This is a genomic window from Mesorhizobium sp. WSM3224, from assembly GCF_000427725.1.
In the GTDB taxonomy this organism is placed as follows: domain Bacteria; phylum Pseudomonadota; class Alphaproteobacteria; order Rhizobiales; family Rhizobiaceae; genus Mesorhizobium.
In genome coordinates this window covers 1-24,371 of the sequence record NZ_ATYO01000029.1, presented here as the reverse complement: position 1 = coordinate 24,371, position 24,371 = coordinate 1, and the positions used below count along the sequence as shown (strand labels likewise).

Here is a 24,371-nt window from a genome sequence, read left to right as displayed (position 1 = left end):
ATCGATCGATGTGCGGGTGCGCGGTGAAATCGAGAGCCCGGCGGGGTTTCGGCGTCCGGGCTCTCTCTTGCTTTCAGGCCTTCTTTAAGGCCGTTCCCGGATATCAGTCCGGAAGACCGAAGACGGTGAGCTGACCGCCGAGCGTCGTGTAGTCGGCAAGTGCTGCGTAGCCGCCGACCGCTCCGAGACCGGCGGTTCCAACGACCGCGGCCTGATCGCCTTGCTGTCGGCCTTGATCGACGGCGCCATGCCAGGCAGCGGCGTTGTCAGGCGACAGCAGTCCGCCTGCCAGACCGATACCGGCCCATCCGCCAACCCCGGACAGAACGGCGATATACTGCTTGCCGTCATGCTCGAAGGGCGTGACGTTGCCGATGATGCCGGACGGGGTCTTGAACTTGTAGAGTTCCTTGCCGTGCTCATCGACCGCCTTGATGTAGCCTTCGAGCGTGCCGTAGAAGATGACGTCGCCAGCGGTCGCCAATGCGCCCGACCACACCGAGAACTGCTCGGGCTTCGACCAGACGATCTCACCCTTGGCGGCATCCCAGGCAATGAAGTTGCCCATTTTGTCGCCGCCGGGGGCCGGATACATCGACACGGTGGCGCCCACATAAGGCTGGCCGGCCGTGTAGCTCACCTTGTAGGGCTCGTAGTCCATGCAGACATGGTTGGTCGGCACGTAGAACAGCCCGGTCTTCGGTGAATAGGCTGCCGGCTGCTGGTCCTTGGTTCCAAGCGCCGCCGGGCAGATGCCCGTCGAGTTGGTGTCTTCACCGTTTTGCTGGGTCGAATATTTCGCCACGACCTGCGGGCGGCCATATTCCTTGCTCTTGGGGTCCATATTGACCTCCGTCGCCCAGTTCACCGCCGGATCGTATTTCTTGGCGACGAGAAGTTCGCCAGTGGCGCGATCCATGGTGTAGGCAAAGCCGTTGCGGTCGAAGTGCACCAGCACGTCGTGCTTTTTGCCTTTGACTTCCATGTCATCGACGAGAATCATCTCGTTGATGCCGTCATAGTCCCATTCGTCATGCGGGGTCATCTGGTAGACCCATTTGGCCATGCCGGTGTCGGCATCGCGGGCGAAGATGGTCATCGACCAGCGATTGTCTCCGGGACGCTGGACCGGATTCCACGTCGAGGGATTGCCGGTGCCGTAATAGACGAGGTTCAGCTTGGGATCATAGGAATACCATCCCCATGTCGTGCCGCCACCCGTCTTCCACTGTTCGCCTTCCCAGGTGTTCGTGCCGGAATCCTTCCCCACCGGCTTGCCGAGTTGCGTGGTCTTGTCGGGATCGAGCAGGGTCTCTGCATCCGGACCTTCCGAATAGGCCTTCCAGGCGAGCTTGCCGTCTTTCAGGTTGTAGGCGGCTAGCCAGCCGCGGACGCCGAATTCCGCGCCGGAGACACCGACGAGAACCTTGTCCTTGACGACCACGGGCGCCGATGTGCCGGATTCGCCCTTTCCGCCATTGATCTCTTCGCCGTTCTTAACCGACCAGACGACCTTGCCGGTCTTGGCATCGAGCGCGACGACGGTGGTGTCGGCCTGGTTGAGAATGATCTTGCCGTCACCGTAGGCGACGCCGCGATTGACCGTGTCGCAGCACATGATCGGAATGACGTTCTCGTCTTGCTTGGGCTCGTACCTCCAGAGGATCTTTCCGTCATTGTTGAGATCCAGAGCATAGACGGTGTTGGGGAACGGCGCGTGGACATACATCACATCGCCGATGATCAGTGGGCCGCCTTCATGGCCGCGCAGCACGCCGGTCGAGAAGGTCCACTTGACCTGCAGGTTCTTCACATTCTCCTTGTTGATCTGCTTGAGCTTGGAATAGCGGGTGTTGGCGTAATCCCCCGTCTGCATCACCCAGTCTTTTGGGTTTTTGGCCATTTTCGCGAGCTCTTCGTTGGCTGACGCCGTATAGAGCGCACCGAACGACAGCAGCGCGGAGGCCGTTACGATGTAAGTAGCTTGGGTAAGTGCGCGCATCAAATCCTCCCAGGTTCACAACGAGAAATCGATCGTTAAGCCCCGCAAGGCTTGTCCAAGCGATTCAGTTTGGGAAGTATTTCCGGCAGCGTGTCACGACCTAGACTAAACCCAGCAGAGGAACATTTCTTTCCTCTACTATAGTTCAACCTAGCCTGCACCCGCCCGATTGGCCTACGAAAGACTGCCGCCGCTCCCTATTCACAGCGACGTCCTTGAAGCCGGAAACGTCGTCAAGGCTATGTCATTGCAAAATGGCAGGCAAGGAAAAACCCCTATGGAGTTTTTGCGCTGCAGCATGCTTGTGATGCAATGCAATATATAGAAGAAAAGCAAAAACAGTTCCCAGTCACGGGGCGCCGAATGGTCGTGCGCGGCTCCTGATATATATAAAATTCTAACCTTATCTGTATTTCCTACGCGATATGGTTTGATCTTATTTCAGCCTATTTTACTCGAAGGTATTGGCGATATCCTCTTTGGTTGCCGGTAGTGATGCGGGTGTGAATATAGCCTGGGAAGACGGGCGTGGGGCAGGCCGTGAGGCTTCCTTGAGGCGTTGCCGTCGGCGGGCAGGGCATTCCTCCTTTGGTCCTATATGGAGACGGTGAGAGGTTGACCGGGCCTGCGGCATGTCGCCAACTGGGCGCGACGACGCTGTCTCGCTGTCTCGCGCCCAGGCAACAGGAGGAATTCTCATGGTCAGATATGCTGGATTTTCGGTCCTGTCGCTCGTCCTTGCATCGACGCCGGTCTATGCAAATCCAGCCGGCGCCGCGGGAGACTACCCGACGGCGACGATCGTCGACTACGTGCTCGGCTGCATGCAGACGAATGGCCAGACGCGTCAGGCGCTGGAGAGTTGTTCCTGCTCGATCGATGTCATCGCCTCGATCCTCCCATACGACCATTATGAGAGGGCCGAGACCTTCAAGAGCATGTCCCTGACGACGGGCGAGAATGCGGGGCTGTTTCGCGAAAGCGCGCCGGCGAAAGCCGCGCGCACGGAGTTGAAGCGTGCGCAGGCGGAAGCCGACGTGCGTTGCTTCTAAAGCGCGTCGCGCTGAAACGGATTCAGGCGACGCGTTTTAAGTCACTGTTTTGATGCATGTCGTTGTTGTCCCAGAACCGCTGCGCACTTCTGGGGCGACATGCATTGATTTTTGATTGTGCCCACAGCAGGGGATCAGATCACACCGGGAAATTTCTGGTGGAATGATCGCAACAGATCGCTGATCGCCTGCGGGCTGCGGTGTTGCCGCGGCAGCCGCACATCAAAAATGCCGAGCACATGCGCAGGCCGCGGCGCGAGCACGATGATGCGGTCCGACAGCGTCAGGGCCTCGGTCAGATTGTGGGTCACCATCAAGGCGGTCGTAGGCCGCGCAGACCACACGGTCAAAAGCAGGCGCCGGAGCTGCTCGGCGGTCCGCCCATCGAGCGAGACAAAGGGTTCGTCCAGAAAAAGCATCGCCGGCTCGGTAGCGAAGGCCCTTGCAAGCGCTGCCCTGCGCGCAAGGCCGAGCGAAAGCTCAGCCGGATAAAACGAGCGCATGCCGGCTAGGCCGAGAGTGTCGAACAGCCCGTCGAGATTTTTGGCCCGCAGGTCTTTCGGCAGCGCCAGCCTGACATTCTGCTCGACTGTTCGCCAGGGCAGCAGGGTGGGTTCCTGGAACACGGCGGCGACGCGGTTCGAACCGCCTTCGGGCAGCTGGAAGGAGCCCGAAAACTGCCTGTCGAGCCCAAGCAGGATGCGCAGCGTCGTGGTCTTGCCGCAGCCCGACGGCCCGAGCAGGCAAGCGAATTCGCCTTGCCGGACCTCGAAGGAAAGATCCTTGAGTGCCGTGACCGAGACGCCTTGCGCGGACCTGAAGGTCTTCTCGGCGATGTCGACCCTAAGCGGGACGGCGGCGCCAACGGGTTGCATGTCGTTCAACGGGCTGCACCAGAAGAAGTTCGATGACAAGCATCACCGCCACGAACGCCAGCGTGTAGGCAAGAATCGCAGCGACGTCGAAAAGCTGGAAATAGAGATAGATCTGGAAGCCGACGCCATTGGAGCGGCCGAGCAGCTCGACCACCAGGACGATCTTCCAGATGAGCGCGATGCCGGAACGCGAGGCCGCGGCCAGATATGGCTGCAGTTGCGGCAGCAGTATATGGCGAACGCGTTCGAGGGGGCCGAACCGGTAGATAGCCGCCATTTCGGCGTATCTTGGGTCCAGCGCCCTGGCGCCCTCGCGCATGGTCACCACGACGTTCGGGATCTTGTTCACGGCAACCGCGCCGATCGCCGCCACTTCGTTGAGGCCGAACCAGATGTAGGCCAGCACGATGACAACCAGCGCGGGGATATTGAGGAACAGGATGACCCAGGGACTGAAGAACCGGTCCGCGCCGCGGTGGCTGCCGAGAAGAATGCCGATCACCGATCCGACAATCATCGCGACGACATATGCCGCGGCAACCCGGCCGAGCGTCGCGCCGAGATGGTAGAAAAGGTCGCCGCTCGCCGCCTCTCTCAGCAATACCTGCCAAACCTGTCCCGGCCCCGGAAAGGCACGGCTCGGCCAGGCATTCGCCGCCAAGCTCCACAGCAGGCAAAGGCCGAGCAGGGAAATCGTCACCGTCAGCACGGGTATCAGCGCCGACGCAGGGCCGGAACGGCTGGAAGTGTCGGCTGTGTCGCCAAGCGTGCGACCACCGGTGCCTCTTGCGGTCATTTCGGGGGCTCCTGCCAGAACGTGCCCGGTGCCATCTCCGGCGCGCTGCCGACCAGCTTTTCACCGCCGATCCCGGCCAGTACCCGATAGAGCCTGCCGGCATCGGCCGCTTCCTCGGCGATCGGCCGCCTGGGGATGCCCTCGCGATAACGGTCGCGCAGCTTTGCCAGTTCCTTGCCTTCTGCCCGGACAATCGGCGCAAGACGCAGCCACTCTTCGTCGGATCTGGCCAGCAGATCCTTGGCCTGCGCGGAAGCCTTGAGGAAGCCGCGCACGGCGTTCGGATTTTCGTTCGCCCATTTGTCATGGAATACATAGCCGAGCGCGGACACCGGGCCCGAAGCTCCGAGCGCCTTCTGCGCGTCGTCGGCGCCGATCAGCCGCCGAAAGCCGTTGGCCTCGAGCCGGGCGCAAAAATGCCAGAAATTGAGCACCGCATCGAGCTCGCCCTGTATGGCCTTTTCCGAAATCAGCGGCGGCGCGCCAAAGACGACATCGCTGGTTGCCGGCAGGTCCAGACCGTGATCGCGCCTGGCCAGCGCCTGTATCAGCAGCCAGCTCTTGTCGAGGGCCCCGCCGGCGACGCCGATCTTCCTTCCCTTGAGATCGGCAATTGTCCGTATCGGCGAAGCCTCCTTCACCATGATCGCCCCGACGGCCGTCGAATAGGGGGCCAATGTGACGTCGCCGCCCTCCGAGCGCTGGCGCGAGACCCACAGCCAATCGGTCACGATCATATCGATCGCACCGGCCAGTATCGCGACATTGGTCGCATCCTCGCCGGCGAAAAAGATGACTTCCAGATCGATCCCGTTGGCCGCGTCGAACTTGTGTTCCTTCAGCGTATGGAGTTCCCAGCTCACTGTGCCGAACTTCAGGACGCCAATGCGGATCTTGGACGCGGCGGAGGCGGCAATGGGGCGTGAGCCAAACATCGCGGCCGTTGCAAGGACTGCCAGACGGAGCGTTTCCCGCCGCGAAACCATGTGCCTCCTCCCGAGACTGCAACAAACCAGGGGCGCCGGTCAGATCTCTCGGTCCTTCTTCGGGAAAGCGCATTTCCAGCGCCTGACCTTGAGGGTCGGATGTTCCTGCGACCACTTCGCGATCTCGCTGGGCGCCAGCATCATGCATTGACAGAGAGCCGCGGCTCTCGAAATAGAGATGCTCGTCTCGGCAATTGCCGGGATTGGCGCTAAGGCAAACCGTCAATATGAGGTCGACCATATTCATCCAGCACCTCTTGCGCGCAAAGACGCCCGCTCTGGCGAAATCCTGCCCGCCCCATTGCCTGGGAAAATATCAGCCTGGACAAAACCCAACCCGACCGGGTTCCCGAGGTGCCCATGGGAAACCAGAATGACTTGAAGCTACGCGCTCGCCCCAAGGCCGTCAACGAAGGCAAAAGTACAGGGTGGCTCTCTCGGGTGGACCTTCGTACGGTTGACTTCGTCAAGGCAATGGCATGCAAATCATCCGGGGCGTCTTGACGATCAATGAGGAAATGCCATGCGCGCTATCGCATTTTTCGCCGTCGTATTCTTCGCAACTTTTATCACGAACCAATCCCGCGCCCAGGATGCTGCGGCGGGTGAGAAGGTCTTCACCAAATGCAAGGTCTGCCATGTCGCGGACAAGGACCAGAACAAAGTCGGTCCTTCATTGAACGGCGTTATCGGCCGCACGGCCGGCACGCATCCGGGGTTCAGCTATTCCCAGGCCATGGTCGCGGCTGGAAAGTCCGGCGTCAAATGGGACGAACCGACGCTGACGACCTATCTCCATGATCCAAGGGCCATGGTGAAAGGCACAAAGATGGCGTTTGCCGGCCTCAAGGACGACAAGGACGTGGCCAACGTCATTGCCTATCTGAAGCAGTTTTCGAAGTAACGGCTTCGCCGGCCGTTCGATTTTACGATCGGCGGCTGGCGACTTGCCTCCGCACTCGAATGCCGGTCAGGCAGCGGCACCCAGCTTTTGCATCGCGGAAAGCAGATCGAGCAAGCTGTCGCAGACAAGGTCTGCGCCAAGCTCTTCGACGGGGACCCGGGTGTAGCCGCCGCGCAGCAGAACGACGGGCATGCCGGCGGCGCGCGCGGCGCCGACGTCGCTGACGCTGTCTCCAACCATCAGCGCCTCATACGGTTCGACCTCAAGCTGGTCGAGCGCCAGAAGCAGAGCGTCGGGCGCTGGTTTCAGGTTCGTCACTGCGTCTCCACCGACGATCGCGCCGAGATATTCCGTCAGCTGGAAGTGCAACAGGATTTCGCGGGTCGCCAATTGCGGCTTGTTGGTGACGACGCCCATGGCTGTTCCGTTCACGTGGAAGTGCGTGAGCGCCTCCCTGACGCCAGGCATCAGCCGCGTCAGGCCGGTCAGGTGTCTGCGGTAGATCGGCGCCATGTCGCGGTTGGCCTCCTCGAGCGCGCTGCCGACAAGCGGTGACCCTGAAGCCGCGAAGGCCCGCTCGACCAGCTTCCCGACGCCGCCGCCGATCATCGCCTTGACCTGATCCACGCCGAGCGGCGGCAGGCCGCGGCCGGCCAGCAGCTCGTTCACGGCCGCCGCGATGTCGGGCGCCGAATCGACCAGCGTGCCGTCGAGATCGAACAGGATCGCCTTCGGAGACCGAAACGGCCTGCTTGCGCCGACATTCATGCCGCCTCCTTCCATTTGATCGAGCAGCCGATCGAAGCGATCTGGTCACGCGGTCCGTTACCGGTTCGGGCAACCTGCTTCATCGCCTCGAACAGATCGCGCCTCAACCCGGGCGTCCCGGCGGCGTCCCGTCGCGATGCGTCCAGCCGGCCACGATATTGCAGCGTCAACTCGCCGTTGAGGCCGAAGAAATCAGGGGTGCACACTGCGCCATAGGCGCGCGCCACCGCCTGCGTCTCGTCGTGGAGATACGGGAAGGTGAAGGCGTTCGCCGTGGCGAAGAGCTTCATGTTGTCGAAGGAATCGTCCGGATAGGCGTCGGCATCGTTGGCGTTGATCGCGACAAAGCCGATCCCTTCGGCCTTGAGGTCGTCGGCGTCACGCACGATGCGCGAAATCACCGCCTTCACATAGGGGCAATGATTACAGATGAAGGCGACGACCAGCCCGTTGGGACCGGCCTGGCCGAAGATCGAATGCGATTTGCCGTCGACGCCGGGCAAGACGGCATCGACGGCTTGCCAGCCGAAATCGCAAACAGGTGGGGTCGCCGCCATATCATCCTCCAACCAAGCGGTTCACGCGGCCCGCCGGATCGCTCCGTCGGCCGCCTGTCTGATCGCGTCGATATTGGCGCGATAGGCAGCCTCGGTGCTGCCCTTGAAAACGGCGGATCCGGCGACGAGCACATTGGCGCCGGCCGCGGTGACAAGAGGGGCTGTCTCGGGCGTGACGCCACCGTCGATCTCGATGTCGATCGGACGTTGGCCGACGAGGGCCTTGATACGCCTGATCTTGTCGATGACCGCCGGAATGAAGGCCTGGCCGCCGAAACCTGGATTGACCGTCATCAGAAGCACCAGATCGAGCCGGTCGAGAACATATTCGATGACGCTTTCCGGCGTCGACGGATTGAGCGACACGCCGGCTTTCTTGCCGAGGTTCCTGATGGCCTGCAGCGAACGGTCGAGATGCGGTCCGGCCTCGGCATGCACCGTGATGATGTCGCAACCGGCATCGGCGAACGCAGCGATATAGGGATCGGCCGGCGCGATCATCAGATGACAGTCGAAGATCTTGTCGGTTCGGTTGCGGATCGCTTTGATCACCGGCGGGCCGAATGTGATGTTGGGCACGAAATGTCCGTCCATCACGTCGAGATGGATCCAGTCGGCGCCCGCCCGCGCGACCGCTTCGACCTCGTCGCCGAGCCGCGAGAAATCCGACGACAGAACGGAAGGGGCGATGATGGTCTTTGCGGTCATTTGCTTTCTCCTTCCCCAGGCTTCAGCGCGAAGACCCGGCTGGCGGTGATGTCCTCGGCCGAGACCGTCGACAGCGCCTTGGCGTCGAGCGGTCCCTTAGCGCTTTCGAACAGGCGGTTGGCCTGCCGCAGCCGGGCACGGTCGAGCGCGTTGCGGATCGAACGGGCATTGGCGAAATGCGGCTGCGCACGGCGGCGCGCGATGTAGTCGGCCATTGCCGCGGTTGCCTTGGTGTCTAACAGGTAGTTTTGCTTTTCGAGCATTTGTTCCGCAATCCTGAGAAGCTCATCGTCGGAATAGTCGGGAAAGTCGATGTGGTGGGCGACGCGTGAACGGAATCCCGGATTGCTTTCGAAGAAGCGATCCATGCGCTGCGCATAGCCGGCGAGGACGACCACGAGATCGTCGCGCTGGTTCTCCATCACCTGCAGCAGGATCTCGATCGCTTCCTGGCCGTAGTCCCGTTCGTTCTCGGGCCGGTAGAGATAATAGGCCTCGTCGATGAACAGCACGCCGCCCATCGCCTTCTTCAGGATTTCCTTGGTCTTGGGCGCAGTGTGGCCGATATACTGGCCGACGAGATCGTCGCGGGTTACCGAAACCAGATGGCCCTTGCGGATATAGCCAAGCCGATGCAGCAGGTCGGCCATCCGCAGCGCGACCGTCGTCTTGCCGGTGCCCGGATTGCCGGTGAAGCTCATATGCAGCGTCGGTGTTTCGTGCGCGAGGCCCATGCGGCGGCGCGCCCGCTCGACCAGCAGGAGCGCCGCGGTCTCGCGGATGCGCCTTTTGACCGGGGCGAGCCCGATCAGATCGCGGTCAAGCTCGGCCAGGACGTCCTTGACGCCGGAAGTTTCGAATTCTTCACGCAGGTCGATCGCCGCCGGTACGGCGTTTTGAGGCATTTCAGTTTCGGCAAAGGCTGGCGCCGACATGGCATTCTCCCTCTCACCCCGATGATCAGCCATACCTCGATCCTGCCGGCTTGTCGGCGGCGTAGGGCTTGGTGGTGTAGCGGATCGTGCGGCCTGCTGCCTCCTGCCGCTCGAGCCGGTAGCCGGGCTCCTCGACCGGACGGTTGACGATGAAGGAGAGCTTCACCGATTCCCAGCCATGCGAGGCATCGAAAGCGACGACGCGGATATAGCGGTCGCCATAGTGCTTGCGGCATGCGTTCAGCTCCAGCATCAGCGCCGCCGCGTCGGGATTGTCGAACATCGGGTGGCCCCACATGTCCCAATAGGTGTTGCGCGGGTGGGGGTCGTCGGTGACCTCGAGGCTGACGGCCCATTTGTTGTCGATGCAATACTGCACCTGGGCGCGGATCTGGTCGTCGGTCAGGTCGGGCAGGAAGGAAAAGGCCCCTTGGGTTATGCGCATTGTCTGTCTCCTTACTCGGCTGCCGTTGCCACCGGGACGAAGTCCGGCGTGTCGGTCGAGGCGTAGTTGAAGCTCACATCCTTCCACGTATCGAGCGCCTGTTTCAGCGGCAGGCAGTTCCTGGCCGCGTTCTCCAGGATCTGCGGTCCTTCCCGCACATAGTCGCGGCCCTCGTTGCGGGCGAGGATCATGCATTCGAGGGCAACGCGATTGGCCGTGGCGCCAGCGGCGATACCCATCGGATGGCCGATGGTGCCGCCGCCGAACTGGAGCACGACGTCTTCGCCGAGCAGATCGATGAGCTGATGCATCTGGCCGGCATGGATGCCGCCGGACGCCACCGGCATGAGCTTGTTGAGCGAGGCCCAGTGCTGGTCGAAGAAGATGCCGTTCTCCAGCTTCATCGGGTTATGGTCCTCGCGGCAGATATCGTAGTAGCCCTTGGTCGTCGCCGGATCGCCTTCCAGCTTGCCAACCACGGTGCCGGCATGGATGTGATCGACACCGGCCAGCCGCATCCATTTAGCGATGACGCGGAAGGAAACGCCGTGGCTCTTCTGGCGCGTGTAGGTCGAATGGCCGGCGCGATGCAGGTGCAGGATCATGTCGTTCCTGCGCGCCCACTTCGCCATGGACTGGATCGCCGTGTAGCCGATCACGAGGTCGATCATGACGATGTTGGAGCCGAGTTCCCTGGCGAAGTCGGCCCGTTCGTACATGTCCTCCATGGTGGCCGCGGTGACGTTGAGATAGGTGCCTTTGATCTCGCCAGTCTCGGCCTGCGCCTTGTTGACGGCCTCCATGCAATAGAGAAAACGCTCGCGCCAATGCATGAAGGGCTGCGAGTTGATGTTCTCGTCGTCCTTGGTGAAATCGAGCCCGCCCTTCAGCGCCTCGTAGACGACACGGCCGTAATTGCGACCGGAAAGGCCGAGCTTCGGCTTGACGGTGGCGCCGAGCAGCGGGCGGCCGAACTTGTCGAGGCGCTCGCGCTCGACGACGATGCCTGTCGCCGGACCCTGGAAGGTCTTCACATAGGCGACGGGAAAACGCATGTCCTCCAGCCGCAACGCCTTCAGCGGCTTGAAGCCGAAGACATTACCGATGATCGATGCCGAAAGGTTGGCGATCGAGCCTGGCTCGAACAGGTCGAGGTCGTAGGCGATGTAGGCGAAGTATTGTCCGGGCGCGTTCGGCACGGGGTCGACCCGATATGCCTTGGCGCGGTATTTTTCGCTCGCCGTCAGCCGGTCGGTCCAGACCACCGTCCAGGTCGCGGTCGAGGATTCGCCGGCGACGGCTGCCGCGGCCTCAATCGGATCGACGCCGTCCTGCGGCGTGATGCGGAACACCGAGATGATGTCGGTGTCCTTGGGCTCGTAGTCGGGCTCCCAATAGCCCATCTTTTTGTATTCCATGACACCGGATCTGTAGCGGTCCTTGCCGGTCACGGTTTCGGATTTGTTGGGCATGGCGCTGGTCCTTTCCTTCTTTGGCGGACCGCCGCTCAGGCGGCTTTCGCGGTTGCGATCTGCGGGTCGAGCTTTCCCGCGGCGTAGCGTTTCGCCATCTCGTCCATGGCGATGACCTTGATCTTCGAAGCCTTGCCCGCGGTACCGAAGCGTTCGAAACGATCGCGGCAAAGGTCGCGCAGGGCATCCATGGCGGGCTTCAGGAATTTGCGCGGATCGAATTCGCGCGGATTCTGTGTCGCGACGCGGCGGAACTGCCCGGCCATGGCCATACGGCAATCGGTGTCGATGTTGACCTTGCGCACGCCGTGGCGGATGCCGCGCTCGATCTCCTCGACCGGGACGCCGAAGGTCTGGGGCATCTCACCGCCATATGTGTTGATGATGTCCTGCAGTTGCTGCGGCACCGAGGACGAACCGTGCATGACCAGATGCGTGTCCGGCAGCTTTTCGTGGATCGCCTCGATCACCTGCATGGCAAGGATGCCGCCGTCCGGCTTGCGGGTGAACTTGTAGGCGCCGTGGGAGGTGCCGCAGGCGATCGCCAACGCATCGACGCGGGTGGCGGTCACGAAATCGACCGCCTGATCGGGATTGGTCAAGAGCTGGTCGTGCGACAGCGCGCCCTCCGCGCCGTGACCGTCCTCCGCTTCGCCATGGCCGGTCTCCAGCGAGCCGAGCACGCCGAGCTCGCCTTCGACGGAAGCGCCGACCCAATGCGCCATGCGCGCGACGCGTTCGGTGATGGCGACGTTGTAGTCGTAGCTCGCCGGGGTCTTGGCGTCCGCCATCAACGACCCATCCATCATCACCGAGGTGAAGCCGTGGCGGATCGCCGAGAGGCAGGTGGCTTCGTTGTTGCCGTGATCCTGGTGGATGCACAACGGAATGGCCGGATGGATCTCGGTCAACGCATCCATCATCCTGGACAGCATGATGTCGCTGGCATAGGCGCGGGCGCCACGCGAGGCCTGGATGATGACAGGCGCGTCGCAGGCCTTGGCCGCCTCCATGATGGCGAGGCCCTGTTCCATGTTGTTGATGTTGAATGCCGGCACGCCGTAACCGTGCTCGGCGGCGTGGTCGAGAAGCTGGCGAAGGGTGATGCGGGCCATTGTCGATCCTCCTAGAAGATGAGCCTCAGCGCCGCCGCGGCGACGGCTTCGGGCGTGATGCCGAAATGCCGGTAGAGGTCCGGCGCGGGCGCACTGGCGCCGAAGCCGGTCATGCCGACAAAAGCGCCGGTGTCGCCGATCCAGCGGTCCCAGCCGAGACGGGCGGCCGCCTCAACGGCGACGCGCGGCGCCGAGCCGAGGACGGACTTGCGGTAGTCGGCATCCTGTTCCTCGAACAATTCCCAGCACGGCATCGAGACGACCGCGGCGGCGATCCCATGCTCGGTTCCCAGCCGCTCGGCGGCGGCGACGGCGATCTCCACCTCCGAGCCGGTGGCGACCAACGTCACGACCCGGTGCGCGGACGGCTCGCGCAAGACGTAGGCACCTCGGCTGGACCGGTTGTCGTGGCAATGTGCCTGGCGCAGCATCGGCAGGTTCTGGCGCGAGAGCACAAGCACGCTCGGCCGCGTCTCGCTCTTCAGCGCCAGCTCCCAGCACTCCGCCGTTTCAATGATGTCGGCCGGACGGAACACGTTGACGTTCGGTGTCGCCCGCAGCATCGCCAGATGCTCGACCGGCTGATGGGTCGGGCCATCCTCGCCGAGACCGATGGAGTCATGCGTCATCACATAGACGACGCGCTGGTTCATGAGCGCGGAGAGCCGCATCGCGCCGCGAGCATAGTCGGCGAAGCACAGAAAGGTGCCGCCGTAGGGCACAAATCCGCCATGCAGCGCGATGCCGTTCATGGCCGCGGCCATGCCATGCTCGCGGATGCCGTAGTGAATGTAGCGGCCTGCATAACCACCCGGCACGATACGATCCATGCCTTTGGTGATCGTCAGGTTCGAATGCGTGAGATCGGCAGAGCCGCCGACCGTCAACTCGTTTGCGTCATTGATCGCGGCAAGCGCCATTTCGGAGGCCTTCCGCGTCGCAACCTTGGTCGCCTTGTCGACGTGCTCCTTGCGGAAGGCGTCCATAGTTTTGAAGACCGCGTCGGGCAGCTTGCCGGAAAGCACGCGCTCGAAGTCCTCGCGCCGCGGCGAGGCGGCAAGCCGCCGCTCCCAGGCGCGCCGTGCCGTCTGGCCGCGTTCGGCAACCTCGCGCCAGGCCGAAAGGATATCGTCCGGCACCTCGAACGGCGCGTGGGCCCAGCCGATGTTTTCGCGGGTCGCAGCGACCTCCGCATCGCCCAGCGGCGCGCCATGCGTCTTTTCCGAACCGCCGAGATTGGGGGCGCCCTTGCCGATCACAGTGCGGCAGGCGATCAGCGACGGCCGATCCGACCGCCGCGCGGCTTCGACCGCCGCGGCGACGGCTTCCATGTCGTGGCCGTCCACGGACTGCACATGCCATCCGGCGGCCTTGAAGCGGGCCGGCTGGTCCATCGATGTCGACAGCGAGGTCGGTCCGTCGATGGAGATCGCGTTGTCGTCCCAAAGCACGATCAGGCGGGAGAGCTTCAGGTGACCCGCGAGGTCGATCGCCTCGTGGCTGATGCCTTCCTGCAGGCAGCCGTCGCCGGCGATCACATAGGTGTAGTGGTCGACGAGATCGGCGCCGTGGCGGGCGGCAAGCATGCGCTCCGCCAGCGCCATGCCGACAGCGGTCGAAATGCCTTGTCCGAGCGGGCCGGTCGTCGTCTCGACACCAAGCGCGTGGCCATGCTCCGGATGTCCGGCGGTACGGCTGCCCAGCTGGCGGAACCGCTGCAATTCCTCGATCGGCATGTCTTCGTAGCCAAGCAGGTGATGCAGCGCATATTGCAGCATCGAGCCGTGCCCGGCCGAAAGCACGAAGCGATCGCGATCGGGCCAGCCCGGCGCTGTCGGGTCGATATTGATGAAGCGGCTGAACAATACCGTCGCGACATCGGCCATGCCCATAGGCATGCCCGGATGTCCGGAATTGGCCTTCTGCACGCTGTCCATGGCCAGCGCGCGGATGGCGTTCGCCATGTCGCGCTCGGAGACGGCGGCGGCGACGGACTTCAATGCTGCCAGGCTGGTCATGGCATCCTCCTCACGACACACGTTTCTTGCGTTCAATCAATTGCAGGATGAGCGGTGTCAGGATCAGCTGCATGGCAAGGTCGAGCTTGTTGCCCGGCACCACTATGGAATTCGGCCGCGACATGAAGGAGTCGTGGATCATTGAAAGCAGGTAAGGGAAATCGATGCCGCGAGGATTGGCGAAGCGGATGACCAGCATCGATTCGTCGGGTGTCGGGATCCAGCGCGCTATGAACGGGTTCGACGTGTCGACGATAGGCACGCGCTGGAAATTGATCGCGGTCTGCGAGAATTGCGGGACGATGTAGCGGACATAGTCCGGCATGCGCCGCAGGATCACGTCCATCACCGCCTCGGTGGAATAGCCGCGCGTGGCGCGGTCGCGATGGATCTTCTGGATCCATTCGAGATTTATGACCGGCACCACGCCGATCCTGAGGTCCGCATGCCTGGCCAGATTGATCTTGTCGGTGACCACGCAGCCATGCAGGCCTTCGTAGAAGAGCAGGTCGCTCGGCGCGAATTCGCGCCATTCCGTGAAATTGCCGGGCGGCGTGCCGTACAGCTTCTCCTCGTCCTCGTCATGAACGTAGGTGCGGGTCCTTCCGCTCCCGCGGCGGCCATATTCCTCGAACACCCCTTCGAGGATCTCGAGCTCGTTGGCCTCGGCATGGAAGTGGGTGAAGTTCGGGTTGCCTGCCCTTTCCTGAGCGGCGACCTCCGCCTTCATCGCAGCACGATCGTAGCGATGAAAGGCGTCGCCTTCGATAAAGGCTGCCTCGATGTTCTCGCGCCGGAAGATCAGCTCGAAGATGCGCTTGACCGAGGTCGTGCCCGCGCCCGACGATCCGGTGATGGTGATGATGGGGTGCTTCGCCGACATGGTTCCCGCTCAAGCCCTGAAGAGTCCGCGGCGGCTGAACAGTGGCGCACGCTCGCCGATGGCGCTGGGTTCGGTGTGGTAGCGGGCGATCCGCGCGACTTCCCGCGCGGATCCGAAGACCACAGGTACGCGCTGGTGCAGGCTCTCGGGTTCGATTTCCAGGATGCGGGTGATCGCATCGGTCGCGGCACCGGCCGCCTGTTCGATCAGATAGGCAATCGGATTGGCCTCATAGACCAGCCGAAGCCGGCCCTGGCTGTAACCCCGACGCTGGTCGCCGGGATACAGAAACACGCCGCCGCGCATCAATATGCGATAGCATTCGGCAACCAATGAGGCGATCCAGCGCATGTTGAAATCCTTCTCTCGTGGGCCTTCGGCGCCTTCCAGGCAGTCGTCGACATAGAGGCGCACGGCCTCGTCCCAGTGGCGGTAGTTGGCGGCGTTGATGGTGAATTCCTGGGTCCGCTCCGGGATGATCCGGCTTTCGTAGGCCTGGACGAAGGTGCCCAGCCTGGTCGAATGCACGAAGACATGCGTGCCGCTGCCGAGCGACAGAACGAGCGCCAGCTGCGGCCCGTAGATGAAGAAGCCGGCGCCTAGCATTTTCGCGCCTGCCTGTAAGAAAGAGGCGGCCGGATCGGCATCCGGCGCGCCAGTTGCAGGGAGGAGCGAGAAAATCGTTCCGACCGACACGTTGGTGTCGATGTTGGAAGAGCCGTCCAGCGGGTCGATGGCGACGGCGAGGGGGGCTTGCCTGTCGAGCAGGACCGGCTGCTCCAGCTCCTCGGAGGCATAGAGCGCGACCGGAGCGCGACGCATGGCGTCGAGGAAGATGTCGTCGGCGAAGACGTCGAGATCCTTCTGGACATCGCCGTCGGCATTGGCGCCGCGGGTCCCTGCAAAAGCGGCGCCGAGCACCCCCTGATTGATGGCATTGCGGACCTTGGTGGCGGCCTGCGTGAACTGACGGATGGTGGCAACGACCGCGGATCGGCGTTCGTCCGGCTGATCGCCGAGATAGGAGTTCAGAAAAGCGTCGAGCGTTGCCGCTGGCATCGTAACCTCCCGGTCCGGCCGTATCCCTCGAGGCCGGATGGAGCGATGAAACCAAACGCTCAAAGCTAAGTAAAATTTAATAACTTTATCTAGACACTAAAATTAATTTAGTATGCCCTATGAGAAACCTCACACTCAAGCAATTCAAGACCGTGCAAGCCATCGTCAGCCACGGGAAAATCGTGAGCGCGGCCAAGGTATTAGGCCTTTCTCCTCCAGCGGTTACGATCCAGCTGCGACAGGTGGAGGAGGAGTTCCAGCTGGCCTTGTTCGACCGAACGTCGGACGGCATGCGTCCCACCGCCGCAGGGCTGGCCTTCGTCGAAGCGGCGCAGGCCATCGAGGAGCGGCTGCGTCTGCTCGAAGACGAGATGGACGCCATCAAGGGCGTGCGCGCCGGCAGCCTGAGGCTCGGCGTCGTTTCCACCGCCAAATATTTCGCGCCGCGGCTCATGGCCGGCTTCATGAAGGAGCATCCCGATATCGACATGCGGCTCGCCATCGGCAATCGGGCGGAAACGATCGACAGGCTGAAGAACCACGACATCGACATCGCGCTGATGGGCCGTCCGCCCAAGGAAGTCTCGGTGCGCGCATCCGTCTTCGGCGACCATCCGCTGGTCATCGTCGCGCCGCCCGCCCACCCGCTGGTTTCGGCACGCGACATTTCCAAGGAAAGGATCGCCGAGGAGCATTTCCTTATTCGCGAGCCAGGCTCGGGCACGCGCATCTCGCTGGAGATATTCCTGAGCGATGTTCCCGGCCGGATCGACGATCTCGGCGTCGAGATGGGTTCGAACGAGACGATCAAGCAGGCGGTGATGGCAGGCCTCGGCATTGCCTTCATCTCCGCCCACACCATCGCCGCGGAGACGGAAGCCGGCCGGCTCGTCATTCTCGACGTGGCCGGCATGCCGATCCGCCGGCAATGGTTTTCGGTGATGCGCACCGATCACGCTATCTCGCCGGCTATGGCGACTTTCAACGATTTTCTGATGCGCAAGGGGGCGACGCACCTGCCCCTGTTCGGCAAGCTGTATCCCTACGCCGAAGCGAATGAAGCCGTGCGAGCGCAACATTCGGGAGCGCCCGGAAAGCGGCGGGGGTGAAACGCCTTACATATCCGCTGTTGAGATTATGCGAAAAGGTCGACAAGGGCGTGGACAATCGGCCACCGCCGATGGTGGCCGGCAAGCTCGCATGTTATGTTGCGACGCGGAAGGGCAGGGGCGCGCTTTCACACTCGCTTCAAGACGGATGGGCAGCCTAACCCTGCAGACAATCGCTATGCGACCCGGGCGTGGGGTCCGGGGATCGAGGGGAAGGGGCAATGCTTTATACAATCGTGATGATGGTCTGCATGACGGCTGTGCCGCAGACCTGTGAGCAACGCGAGGAAATGGCGGACGGGCTGGCCATGAATCCCGGGGTTGCCTTCATGCAGGCGCAGCCGGTGGTCGCCCACTGGCTGGAGACGCATCCCGGCTATTTCGTGCAGCGCTGGCGCGTGCTGCCCGGACGGGGAAGCTGACGGGCGTCTATTTCTTCGCGGCAATCGTTTCCGAGACAGTCTTGGACAACTGATAAAGCCGCTGCTCGATGATCGTCGGCACATCGCAGACGTAGGTCAGCGATTGCGCACGCTCGTTGAAGATTCGCGTCGCGAAATTCAGTTGGTCTGTCCGCCGCTGGACCTCGTCCTGATCCGCATCGGGTTTTGCACGCAACGCATCGACATCCGAGGCTTCCTTACGCAATTCGGCGGCCATTTCGAGCTGCTTGTGGGCGTAACGGGATATGCCGGAAATCACGTGCGAACGCTCGGCGTCCATGTGGTCGAACATGCCCTGCACGAGCATCGCCATCTTCGGTGCAAGCTGCCCGGCCGGCAGGGAGGCCGCAAAATCCCTGATCTTCTTCTGCGCGTCCGCAATCGGCAGCCTGCGGGCCGCCACCTCCTCAACCAGGGCGGAGATGGAAGCGTCCTCCGACCAATCTTTCGCCGCTGGCGGAAGGTCCGGTCCGTTCCAGACCTGGCCGAGCGATAGTTGCGGCACCTTACGCTGCATGCAGGGCCAGTCCGGATCGCTGTTCGCGGCCATGGCGCTGGCGCTTGCCACGAGCATGGCGGCAGCAATCAGGGTGCGGACAAGACTCATCCGTCGCATCAGCCGTTTCCTCCCGCGCCCTGTTTGCGGGTTATCAGGCCGCGCGAAGGGTCATAAGCGACGATGGCGCCTCCCAGAAACAGCAGAGTGCAGCCGGCGACGACACCCAGCGACACCCAATCGACCTGCCCGTAGAAGGCGAAGCGGATCAGCTCGACGGCATAGGTGAAAGGGTTGGCGAGGCAGAGCTTGTAAAGCAGCGGGCTCGCCTCCTGAATGCGCCACAAAGGGTAGAGCGCCGGAGAAGCGAAATAGCCGGGAAAGATGACGAAGTTCATGATGCCGGCGAAGTTTTCGAGCTGCTTGATCATCGAGGACAAAAGCATGCCGAGCGCACAAAGCATCATGCCCGACATGAACAGCGCCGGCAGCACGAACAAATAACCGAGCGGCGGCGCATTGACGCCCCAGAACCAGGCAACGATCAGGAAGGCGTAAACCTGCGCGATCGATACGGAAACGCCGGCGAGCATCTTCGACAGCAGCAGGTACCAGCGGGGAAACGGGCTGACCAGCAGGATGCGCATATTGCCCATCTCGCGGTCATAGACCATCGACAGCGAGGACTGCATGCCCGAGAACAGCAGGATCATGCCGCACAAGCCCGGCGTGATGTAGACCTCGTAGAGCACATAGGTCTTGTAGGGCGGGATGATCGAAACGCCGAGCACCTGCCGGAAACCGGCGGCAAAAATGAACAGCCAGACGAGCGGCCGCACCAGCGACGAGATGAAACGCTCGCGTTGGTGCAGGAAGCGCAGGCATTCGCGTATGACGACGCCTTTGAGGCAGATGAGATAGTGACGAAAGCCGAACGCCCCGGACTTAACCGGCGTGACGACAGCGACCTTTTCCGGCATTGCGGGAGCGCTCATGGCGAGGTCTCCGCAATGCCGGCTGTTTCGCTGCGGCTGAGCCTCGAAAAAGCGTCGCGGATCGAGTCGGCACCGCTTGCTTTGACGACCTCGGCCACCTTGCCCTTGGCCACCAGGTCACCCTGCCGCAGCACGACGACGTGGTCGCCGTCCTCAATCTCGTCGATCAGATGGGTGGCCCAGAGCACGCCGATGCCCTCGGTTTCGACCAGCTTGCGGATGGTGGCAAGAATGCCCGCGCGCGACTGGATGTCGAGACCGACCGTCGCCTCGTCGAGCAGCAGCAGGGACGGGCGGTGGAGCAGCGCTCTGGCGATCTCGATGCGCCGCATCTGGCCGCCGGAAAGGCTGCGTGCCTTGTCATGCTCACGGCCGTGCATGTCGACCGTCGCAAGCAGCGCTGCAATGCGCTGCCGGGCTTCGTGCCGTCCGATGCCATGCAACGAGGCATGATAGGAGAGGTTCTGGTAGACGCTAAGATCGAGGTCGAGCGTGCGTGCCTGGAACACGATGCCGACACGCCTAAGCGCCTCGCCGGAAGCGCGGCTGACGTCATGGCCGAAGATGCGGATTGATCCCCGCCGCGTGTCGTAAAGGTGGCTGATCAACGAGAACAGAGTTGTCTTGCCGGCACCATTGAGGCCGAGCAGGGCAGTGAAAGTCGCCGGCGCGATCGAGAACGAGACGTCGTTGAGCGCCCGCTTCGGACCATAGGAATGGCTGACGCCGGCGACGTCGAGCGCCGCCACCTCATCTCCCGCTCTCCCGGTCCTCGCATGCTGCATGAATGGCTCCTTAATTGGGCGATATGGCAACACCCCAGGGCTGCTGGCCGACCGTAACCGACTGAACCGGCTCGTCCGTCGCCGTATCGATGAAAGTGATGTCGTTGGAATTGCCGTTCGTGGTGATCAGTGTTTTCTGATCGGGGGTGAAGTCCAGATGCCAGACGCGCTGGCCGACGAGGATGTACTTCTCTACCTCGTAGGTTTCGGTGTTTATCACCGCGACATGGTTCGCCGGGCCGAGCGCGACATAGGCTTTCTTGCCGTCGGCGCTGATGGCGATGCCGACCGGCTGGATGGTTTCGGCCCGCAGTCCCGGTATCGCGAACTTGATTTTCTTCACGACCTGGCGCTTGGCGTTGTCGATGACGCTGACGGTGCCGCCGACCTCGGCGCTGACCCAGACCTGCGAGCCGTCGGGCTTGAACGCGGCGAAACGCGGGCGAGTGTCGACCAGCACGTTGTCGGTTACGTCATGGCTCCCGGTATCGATGAAATGCGCCATGCTGGTGGTCTCCGAGGTGTTGACCATGGTTTTTCCGTCGGGGCTGACGGCCATGCCTTCCGGCTCCACGCCGACCGGGATCTCGGTCTTGACTTCCTTGCTGTCGACGTCGATCGCGGTGACCAGATTGTCGTTCTCGTTGGCGACGTAGAGCGTCTTGCCATCGGGTGAGAGCACGAACAATTCGGGATCGTCGCCGGAGGGCAGCGTGCCGACGACCTGCAGCGTCGCGGTGTCGATGATCTGGATCGTATTGTCGTCGCTCGCGCACAGATAGATGAACTTGCCGTCATGCGAGATGGTGATGCCGCGCGGTCTCTGTCCGACGTCGACGGTCTTGACCACCTGCATGGTCGCCGTATCGACGACAGTCATTGTATTGTCCTTCTCATTGGAGACATAGGCGGTGTAGGCCGATGCCGGGCCGGCCATGGTGCCGGTTGCGAGAATGGCGAGTACGCAAGCTCGTCTCTGCACGAATTCCTCCCGATTGGCGCTACTTGAGAACGCATTTCGTTTCCGGTTGATCGATACCGAGGGTGTCGAGCTCGGAGACCTGGTGGAGAAAGCCTTCCTGGGGAGATGTCGAGACGACCGATTTGGTATCGCCAAGCAGGATCGGCTGGCGCAGCTGGAGGTTCCATTTGCGGAAGGTCAGCTTCTGTCCCTTGAAGGCGGCGACCGAGAAATCATCCGAGCGGATGTAGTCGCTGATCTTTTTGGGATCGTCGCCATTGGTGCGTGTGGTGGCTTCGCCGACGGCCCGCACGGCCGTCCACGCCGACATGTCCTTGGACAGCATTCGCCGACCTGTCGCTTTCAGGAAGCGACTCTGCATCTGGATGCCGCCCCACTGCTCACTCGCGGGGTGCCATGACGATGCCACAAGACCGGCCGTGCCTGCGACCAGCCGCGACGTCCAGGTGCGATAGGGTACGTAGGTCCCGAACACCTCGCTTTCATCGGCCACAAGCAGCACGTCATGTTCCGGCAGGTCTTGCGTGAATACCGAAATCTGCTGCTGTATCTGGGTGGCTCCGGTATCGGTGCGGCGCGCCGTGCCGGTATCCTTGAATTCCTTCTCCGCGACGATCTGGCCGCCGAAGCGGGTTGCCGCGCGGCGCAACGCTTCGGCATAGAGGTGGTCCTGCTCATGCGAGCCATAGAGCAGCACCCAGTTCGGCCATTTCTTCACCATGAGGTACTGCGCCAGCGCGTCGGCGAGCATGCTTCGCGTCGGTGCGATGTGGAAGACATTTATGCGGCAGTCCTCTTCGCGCAGGCTGTCGTCGGTGGCGCCGACGTTGAAGATCAGCACACCCTTGTCGCGGGCGATGTCGGCGATCGACAGCAACTGCCTGGCCGAGAGGTCCGCGACCACATAGCGGTCGCCTTTGGCGATCAGATCGTCGAATGCCTGAACCGCGTCCGCGTCAGGCTTTATCTCGGTGACGTCGAGGCTGAATTTCTGCTTGATGAACCTGCCCGTCGTATTGTTGTCGCCGATAGCGACATTGGCGCCGGCGACACCTTCGTCACGCGGCGGCGCGTCGAGCAGGGAAAGCGTCAGCCGCGGCGCGTAGGCTCGCAAATAGCCTATCTTGATTTCGGTTATCTTGTCTTCCGGCTTGATCGCGCCCGCCGATTGCGAGGTCGGTTGCTGGGCTGACGCACCCAGAGCACCAGCGGCCAGGGACAGAAAGCACAAAAGGGCCAAGGTGCCCGGCACCGCGCTTGTCATCGACAGAATTACCCATTCTTGCGCTTGCTCGATCGTTGCCGGACCAGCGCGAAGTCAAGGTGCCCCGAGGGGAGCTTAGTAGACCTGCGAGATTTATCAACCTTGTGAGCGGCTCTCCAGCGTCTGCTTTAGTCCTATTCCCGTGGCAAGGAGGTCAGGGGGGCGCGGTACCTTGGTAGAATAGACTTATGAGGTGGATCGTTCGATTATTGCGACCTCACGGCAACCAGGAAACGGACATTTTGTTGCGAGGCGGGCCTAAGCCCGCCAGAGCGCGGAATTCTTCGATTGCCTTGGGAGGATACCTCAATGAAAACGCGTGCCGCAGTCGCCGTCGGTGCTGGAAAGCCGCTGGAGATCATGGAGGTCGACCTCGAGGGCCCGCGCGACGGCGAGGTTCTGGTCGAGATCAAGGCGACCGGCATTTGCCACACCGACGAGTTCACGCTGTCGGGCGCCGATCCGGAAGGCATCTTTCCGGCGATTCTCGGCCATGAGGGCGCCGGCATCGTCGTCGATGTCGGCAAGGGCGTCACTAGCGTCAGGAAGGGCGACCATGTCATCCCGCTCTATACGCCCGAATGCCGCCAGTGCCCGTCNTGNCTGTCNNGNAANACCAANNTGTGCACCGCCATCCGCGCCACGCAGGGGCAGGGCCTGATGCCCGACGGCACCTCGCGCTTCTCGGTCGGCGGCGAAAAGCTGTTCCACTATATGGGCTGCTCGACCTTCTCCAACTTCACCGTGCTGCCGGAGATCGCGGTGGCCAAGGTCAATCCCGACGCTCCCTTCGACAAGATCTGCTACATCGGCTGCGGGGTGACGACAGGCATCGGCGCCGTGATCAACACCGCCAAGGTAGAGCAAGGCGCGACCGCGGTGGTCTTCGGCCTCGGCGGCATCGGCTTGAACGTCATCCAGGGGCTTCGCCTGGCCGGCGCCGACATGATCATCGGCGTCGATTTGAACAACGACAAGAAGGAATGGGGCGAGAAGTTCGGCATGACGCATTTCGTCAATCCGAAGGAGATCGACGGCGATATCGTGCCTCACCTGGTCAACCTGACCAAGCGCGGCGCCGACCAGATCGGCGGCGCCGACTACACGTTCGACTGCACCGGCAACACCAAGGTGATGCGCCAGGCGCTGGAAGCCTCGCATCGCGGCTGGGGCAAGTCGGTCATCATCGGCGTCGCCGGCGCCGGCCAGGAGATTGCGACCCGGCCGTTCCAGCTGGTCACCGGCCGCACCTGGATGGGCACCGCCTTCGGCGGCGCGCGCGGCCGCACCGACGTGCCGAAGATCGTCGACTGGTACATGGACNNNAAGATCCAGATCGACCCGATGATCACCCANACGCTGAAGCTNGANGACATCAACAAGGGCTTNGACCTCATGCATGAGGGCAAGTCGATCCGCAGTGTCGTGGTTTACTGAAGCAAGAACCACATGCCGCCGGCCAACCGGCCGGCGACTTTTGTGGTTTACAACTGGGAGGAGAAAAGAATGCCTGAGAAGCTGCATCCGAAGATCGACAACGGGCTGCCCAGGGAAAGCGCTTCCTTTGCCGGCGGCACGCTGGTCTGCGCCTGCACCAGCAACCCGGTGAAGGTGAAGGTCAAGGGGCAGATCGCCCACAATCATGCCTGCGGCTGCACCAAATGCTGGAAGCCGGACGGCGCGATATTCTCGGTGGTTGCGGTCGCCGGCACAAGCGATGTC

Annotated in this window: 24 protein-coding genes and 1 pseudogene; 6 read left to right on the top strand and 19 right to left on the bottom strand. The window is 62.4% G+C overall.

All coding sequences use genetic code 11. The features are described 5' to 3' along the window. Positions 1-103 precede the first annotated feature (103 nt). Entirely contained in the window at positions 104-2,002 is a 1,899-nt protein-coding gene (locus tag YU3_RS0128580; RefSeq protein ID WP_027169433.1) for a methanol/ethanol family PQQ-dependent dehydrogenase, read from the bottom strand. A gap of 698 nt (positions 2,003-2,700) precedes the next feature. Here YU3_RS0128580 and YU3_RS0128575 point away from each other — a divergent pair. Next, positions 2,701-3,054 carry a hypothetical protein gene (locus tag YU3_RS0128575; protein WP_027169432.1) on the top strand — a complete coding sequence of 118 codons (354 nt, stop codon included), beginning with the start codon at positions 2,701-2,703 and terminating at the stop codon, positions 3,052-3,054. A gap of 134 nt (positions 3,055-3,188) precedes the next feature. On the opposite strand, the gene YU3_RS0128570 is transcribed toward YU3_RS0128575, so the two are convergent. Genes YU3_RS0128570 through YU3_RS0128560 form a run of 3 tightly spaced genes read right to left on the bottom strand, consistent with a single transcriptional unit; the run spans position 3,189 to position 5,660 of the window. Continuing rightward, entirely contained in the window at positions 3,189-3,929 is a 741-nt protein-coding gene (locus tag YU3_RS0128570) for an ATP-binding cassette domain-containing protein (RefSeq protein WP_027169431.1), read from the bottom strand. Continuing rightward, positions 3,898-4,725, bottom strand: a complete 828-nt coding sequence (locus YU3_RS0128565; RefSeq protein WP_084508372.1) for an ABC transporter permease — start codon at positions 4,723-4,725, stop codon at positions 3,898-3,900. The genes YU3_RS0128570 and YU3_RS0128565 overlap by 32 nt, the downstream gene beginning before the upstream one ends. Further along, positions 4,722-5,660, bottom strand: coding sequence for an ABC transporter substrate-binding protein (locus tag YU3_RS0128560; RefSeq protein ID WP_245273688.1), 939 nt, complete (start codon positions 5,658-5,660; stop codon positions 4,722-4,724). Before YU3_RS0128560 ends, YU3_RS0128565 begins: the two co-directional genes overlap by 4 nt. A gap of 574 nt (positions 5,661-6,234) precedes the next feature. On the opposite strand from YU3_RS0128560, the gene YU3_RS0128550 reads away from it, so the two are divergent. Next, positions 6,235-6,615 carry a cytochrome c family protein gene (locus YU3_RS0128550; RefSeq protein ID WP_027169428.1) on the top strand — a complete coding sequence of 127 codons (381 nt, stop codon included), beginning with the start codon at positions 6,235-6,237 and terminating at the stop codon, positions 6,613-6,615. A 66-nt stretch (positions 6,616-6,681) separates the two neighbouring features. Here the strand turns inward: YU3_RS0128550 and gph are convergent, their stop codons facing one another. From gph to YU3_RS0128500, 10 genes are read right to left on the bottom strand one after another with little or no spacing between them, the layout of a single operon-like run. Beyond that, on the bottom strand, positions 6,682-7,383 hold the full coding sequence (gene gph, locus YU3_RS0128545) for a phosphoglycolate phosphatase (RefSeq protein ID WP_036259789.1): 702 nt from the start codon (positions 7,381-7,383) through the stop codon (positions 6,682-6,684). Further along, entirely contained in the window at positions 7,380-7,940 is a 561-nt protein-coding gene (locus YU3_RS0128540; RefSeq protein WP_027169426.1) for a thioredoxin family protein, read from the bottom strand. Before YU3_RS0128540 ends, gph begins: the two co-directional genes overlap by 4 nt. 21 nt (positions 7,941-7,961) lie before the next feature. Further along, positions 7,962-8,648, bottom strand: coding sequence for a ribulose-phosphate 3-epimerase (rpe, locus tag YU3_RS0128535; protein WP_027169425.1), 687 nt, complete (start codon positions 8,646-8,648; stop codon positions 7,962-7,964). Continuing rightward, positions 8,645-9,583, bottom strand: coding sequence for a CbbX protein (gene cbbX / locus YU3_RS0128530; protein ID WP_051334109.1), 939 nt, complete (start codon positions 9,581-9,583; stop codon positions 8,645-8,647). Before cbbX ends, rpe begins: the two co-directional genes overlap by 4 nt. Positions 9,584-9,608: 25 nt before the next feature. Continuing rightward, entirely contained in the window at positions 9,609-10,028 is a 420-nt protein-coding gene (locus tag YU3_RS0128525) for a ribulose bisphosphate carboxylase small subunit (RefSeq protein ID WP_027169423.1), read from the bottom strand. Between the two features lie 11 nt (positions 10,029-10,039). Continuing rightward, complete coding sequence (locus YU3_RS0128520; RefSeq protein ID WP_027169422.1) at positions 10,040-11,500, bottom strand: form I ribulose bisphosphate carboxylase large subunit; 1,461 nt, start codon at positions 11,498-11,500, stop codon at positions 10,040-10,042. A gap of 35 nt (positions 11,501-11,535) precedes the next feature. Further along, positions 11,536-12,615, bottom strand: a complete 1,080-nt coding sequence (gene fba / locus YU3_RS0128515) for a class II fructose-bisphosphate aldolase (protein WP_027169421.1) — start codon at positions 12,613-12,615, stop codon at positions 11,536-11,538. Between the two features lie 11 nt (positions 12,616-12,626). After that, positions 12,627-14,633 carry a transketolase gene (gene tkt, locus YU3_RS0128510; RefSeq protein WP_036259777.1) on the bottom strand — a complete coding sequence of 669 codons (2,007 nt, stop codon included), beginning with the start codon at positions 14,631-14,633 and terminating at the stop codon, positions 12,627-12,629. 10 nt (positions 14,634-14,643) lie between these two features. Further along, entirely contained in the window at positions 14,644-15,516 is an 873-nt protein-coding gene (locus YU3_RS0128505; protein WP_027169419.1) for a phosphoribulokinase, read from the bottom strand. A gap of 9 nt (positions 15,517-15,525) precedes the next feature. Further along, a complete protein-coding gene (locus tag YU3_RS0128500) occupies positions 15,526-16,575 on the bottom strand; it encodes a class 1 fructose-bisphosphatase (RefSeq protein ID WP_027169418.1) in 1,050 nt (349 codons plus the stop codon). Between the two features lie 119 nt (positions 16,576-16,694). On the opposite strand from YU3_RS0128500, the gene YU3_RS0128495 reads away from it, so the two are divergent. Further along, positions 16,695-17,684 (top strand): LysR family transcriptional regulator, encoded by a 990-nt coding sequence (locus tag YU3_RS0128495; RefSeq protein WP_027169417.1) that lies wholly within the window; start codon positions 16,695-16,697, stop codon positions 17,682-17,684. Positions 17,685-17,905: 221 nt separating this feature from the next. Next, positions 17,906-18,106, top strand: coding sequence for a hypothetical protein (locus YU3_RS0128490; protein ID WP_027169416.1), 201 nt, complete (start codon positions 17,906-17,908; stop codon positions 18,104-18,106). Positions 18,107-18,113: 7 nt separating this feature from the next. Here the strand turns inward: YU3_RS0128490 and YU3_RS0128485 are convergent, their stop codons facing one another. Genes YU3_RS0128485 through YU3_RS0128465 form a run of 5 tightly spaced genes read right to left on the bottom strand, consistent with a single transcriptional unit; the run spans position 18,114 to position 22,649 of the window. Next, a complete protein-coding gene (locus YU3_RS0128485; RefSeq protein ID WP_027169415.1) occupies positions 18,114-18,743 on the bottom strand; it encodes a hypothetical protein in 630 nt (209 codons plus the stop codon). Further along, positions 18,743-19,603 (bottom strand): ABC transporter permease, encoded by an 861-nt coding sequence (locus tag YU3_RS0128480; RefSeq protein ID WP_027169414.1) that lies wholly within the window; start codon positions 19,601-19,603, stop codon positions 18,743-18,745. Before YU3_RS0128480 ends, YU3_RS0128485 begins: the two co-directional genes overlap by 1 nt. Positions 19,604-19,614: 11 nt before the next feature. Further along, positions 19,615-20,403, bottom strand: a complete 789-nt coding sequence (locus YU3_RS0128475; protein WP_084508369.1) for an ATP-binding cassette domain-containing protein — start codon at positions 20,401-20,403, stop codon at positions 19,615-19,617. A 10-nt stretch (positions 20,404-20,413) separates the two neighbouring features. Beyond that, entirely contained in the window at positions 20,414-21,385 is a 972-nt protein-coding gene (locus YU3_RS0128470) for a YVTN family beta-propeller repeat protein (RefSeq protein WP_027169412.1), read from the bottom strand. 19 nt (positions 21,386-21,404) lie between these two features. Then, positions 21,405-22,649, bottom strand: a complete 1,245-nt coding sequence (locus YU3_RS0128465) for an ABC transporter substrate-binding protein (protein WP_051334107.1) — start codon at positions 22,647-22,649, stop codon at positions 21,405-21,407. Between the two features lie 309 nt (positions 22,650-22,958). Between YU3_RS0128465 and YU3_RS0128460 the strand changes: the two genes are divergently transcribed. Together YU3_RS0128460 and YU3_RS0128455 are read left to right on the top strand one after the other, a co-directional pair. Beyond that, the gene (locus YU3_RS0128460) at positions 22,959-24,086 is read left to right on the top strand and encodes an S-(hydroxymethyl)glutathione dehydrogenase/class III alcohol dehydrogenase (RefSeq protein ID WP_027169410.1); all 1,128 of its coding nucleotides are present in this window, start codon (positions 22,959-22,961) and stop codon (positions 24,084-24,086) included. A gap of 69 nt (positions 24,087-24,155) precedes the next feature. Next, positions 24,156-24,371: pseudogene (locus YU3_RS0128455) on the top strand (aldehyde-activating protein); the annotation flags it as partial.

Coding starts and splice junctions, on each gene's coding strand:
- YU3_RS0128490 (WP_027169416.1), top strand. CDS start 17,906: ATGCTTTATACAATCGTGATGATGGTCTGCATGACGGCTGTGCCGCAG.
- rpe (WP_027169425.1), bottom strand. CDS start 8,648: ATGACCGCAAAGACCATCATCGCCCCTTCCGTTCTGTCGTCGGATTTC.
- YU3_RS0128495 (WP_027169417.1), top strand. CDS start 16,695: ATGAGAAACCTCACACTCAAGCAATTCAAGACCGTGCAAGCCATCGTC.
- YU3_RS0128475 (WP_084508369.1), bottom strand. CDS start 20,403: ATGCAGCATGCGAGGACCGGGAGAGCGGGAGATGAGGTGGCGGCGCTC.
- YU3_RS0128550 (WP_027169428.1), top strand. CDS start 6,235: ATGCGCGCTATCGCATTTTTCGCCGTCGTATTCTTCGCAACTTTTATC.
- gph (WP_036259789.1), bottom strand. CDS start 7,383: ATGAATGTCGGCGCAAGCAGGCCGTTTCGGTCTCCGAAGGCGATCCTG.
- YU3_RS0128465 (WP_051334107.1), bottom strand. CDS start 22,649: ATGACAAGCGCGGTGCCGGGCACCTTGGCCCTTTTGTGCTTTCTGTCC.
- YU3_RS0128580 (WP_027169433.1), bottom strand. CDS start 2,002: ATGCGCGCACTTACCCAAGCTACTTACATCGTAACGGCCTCCGCGCTG.
- YU3_RS0128485 (WP_027169415.1), bottom strand. CDS start 18,743: ATGCGACGGATGAGTCTTGTCCGCACCCTGATTGCTGCCGCCATGCTC.
- cbbX (WP_051334109.1), bottom strand. CDS start 9,583: ATGTCGGCGCCAGCCTTTGCCGAAACTGAAATGCCTCAAAACGCCGTA.
- YU3_RS0128505 (WP_027169419.1), bottom strand. CDS start 15,516: ATGTCGGCGAAGCACCCCATCATCACCATCACCGGATCGTCGGGCGCG.
- fba (WP_027169421.1), bottom strand. CDS start 12,615: ATGGCCCGCATCACCCTTCGCCAGCTTCTCGACCACGCCGCCGAGCAC.
- YU3_RS0128565 (WP_084508372.1), bottom strand. CDS start 4,725: ATGACCGCAAGAGGCACCGGTGGTCGCACGCTTGGCGACACAGCCGAC.
- tkt (WP_036259777.1), bottom strand. CDS start 14,633: ATGACCAGCCTGGCAGCATTGAAGTCCGTCGCCGCCGCCGTCTCCGAG.
- YU3_RS0128575 (WP_027169432.1), top strand. CDS start 2,701: ATGGTCAGATATGCTGGATTTTCGGTCCTGTCGCTCGTCCTTGCATCG.
- YU3_RS0128570 (WP_027169431.1), bottom strand. CDS start 3,929: ATGCAACCCGTTGGCGCCGCCGTCCCGCTTAGGGTCGACATCGCCGAG.
- YU3_RS0128480 (WP_027169414.1), bottom strand. CDS start 19,603: ATGCCGGAAAAGGTCGCTGTCGTCACGCCGGTTAAGTCCGGGGCGTTC.
- YU3_RS0128560 (WP_245273688.1), bottom strand. CDS start 5,660: ATGTTTGGCTCACGCCCCATTGCCGCCTCCGCCGCGTCCAAGATCCGC.
- YU3_RS0128500 (WP_027169418.1), bottom strand. CDS start 16,575: ATGCCAGCGGCAACGCTCGACGCTTTTCTGAACTCCTATCTCGGCGAT.
- YU3_RS0128520 (WP_027169422.1), bottom strand. CDS start 11,500: ATGCCCAACAAATCCGAAACCGTGACCGGCAAGGACCGCTACAGATCC.
- YU3_RS0128525 (WP_027169423.1), bottom strand. CDS start 10,028: ATGCGCATAACCCAAGGGGCCTTTTCCTTCCTGCCCGACCTGACCGAC.
- YU3_RS0128540 (WP_027169426.1), bottom strand. CDS start 7,940: ATGGCGGCGACCCCACCTGTTTGCGATTTCGGCTGGCAAGCCGTCGAT.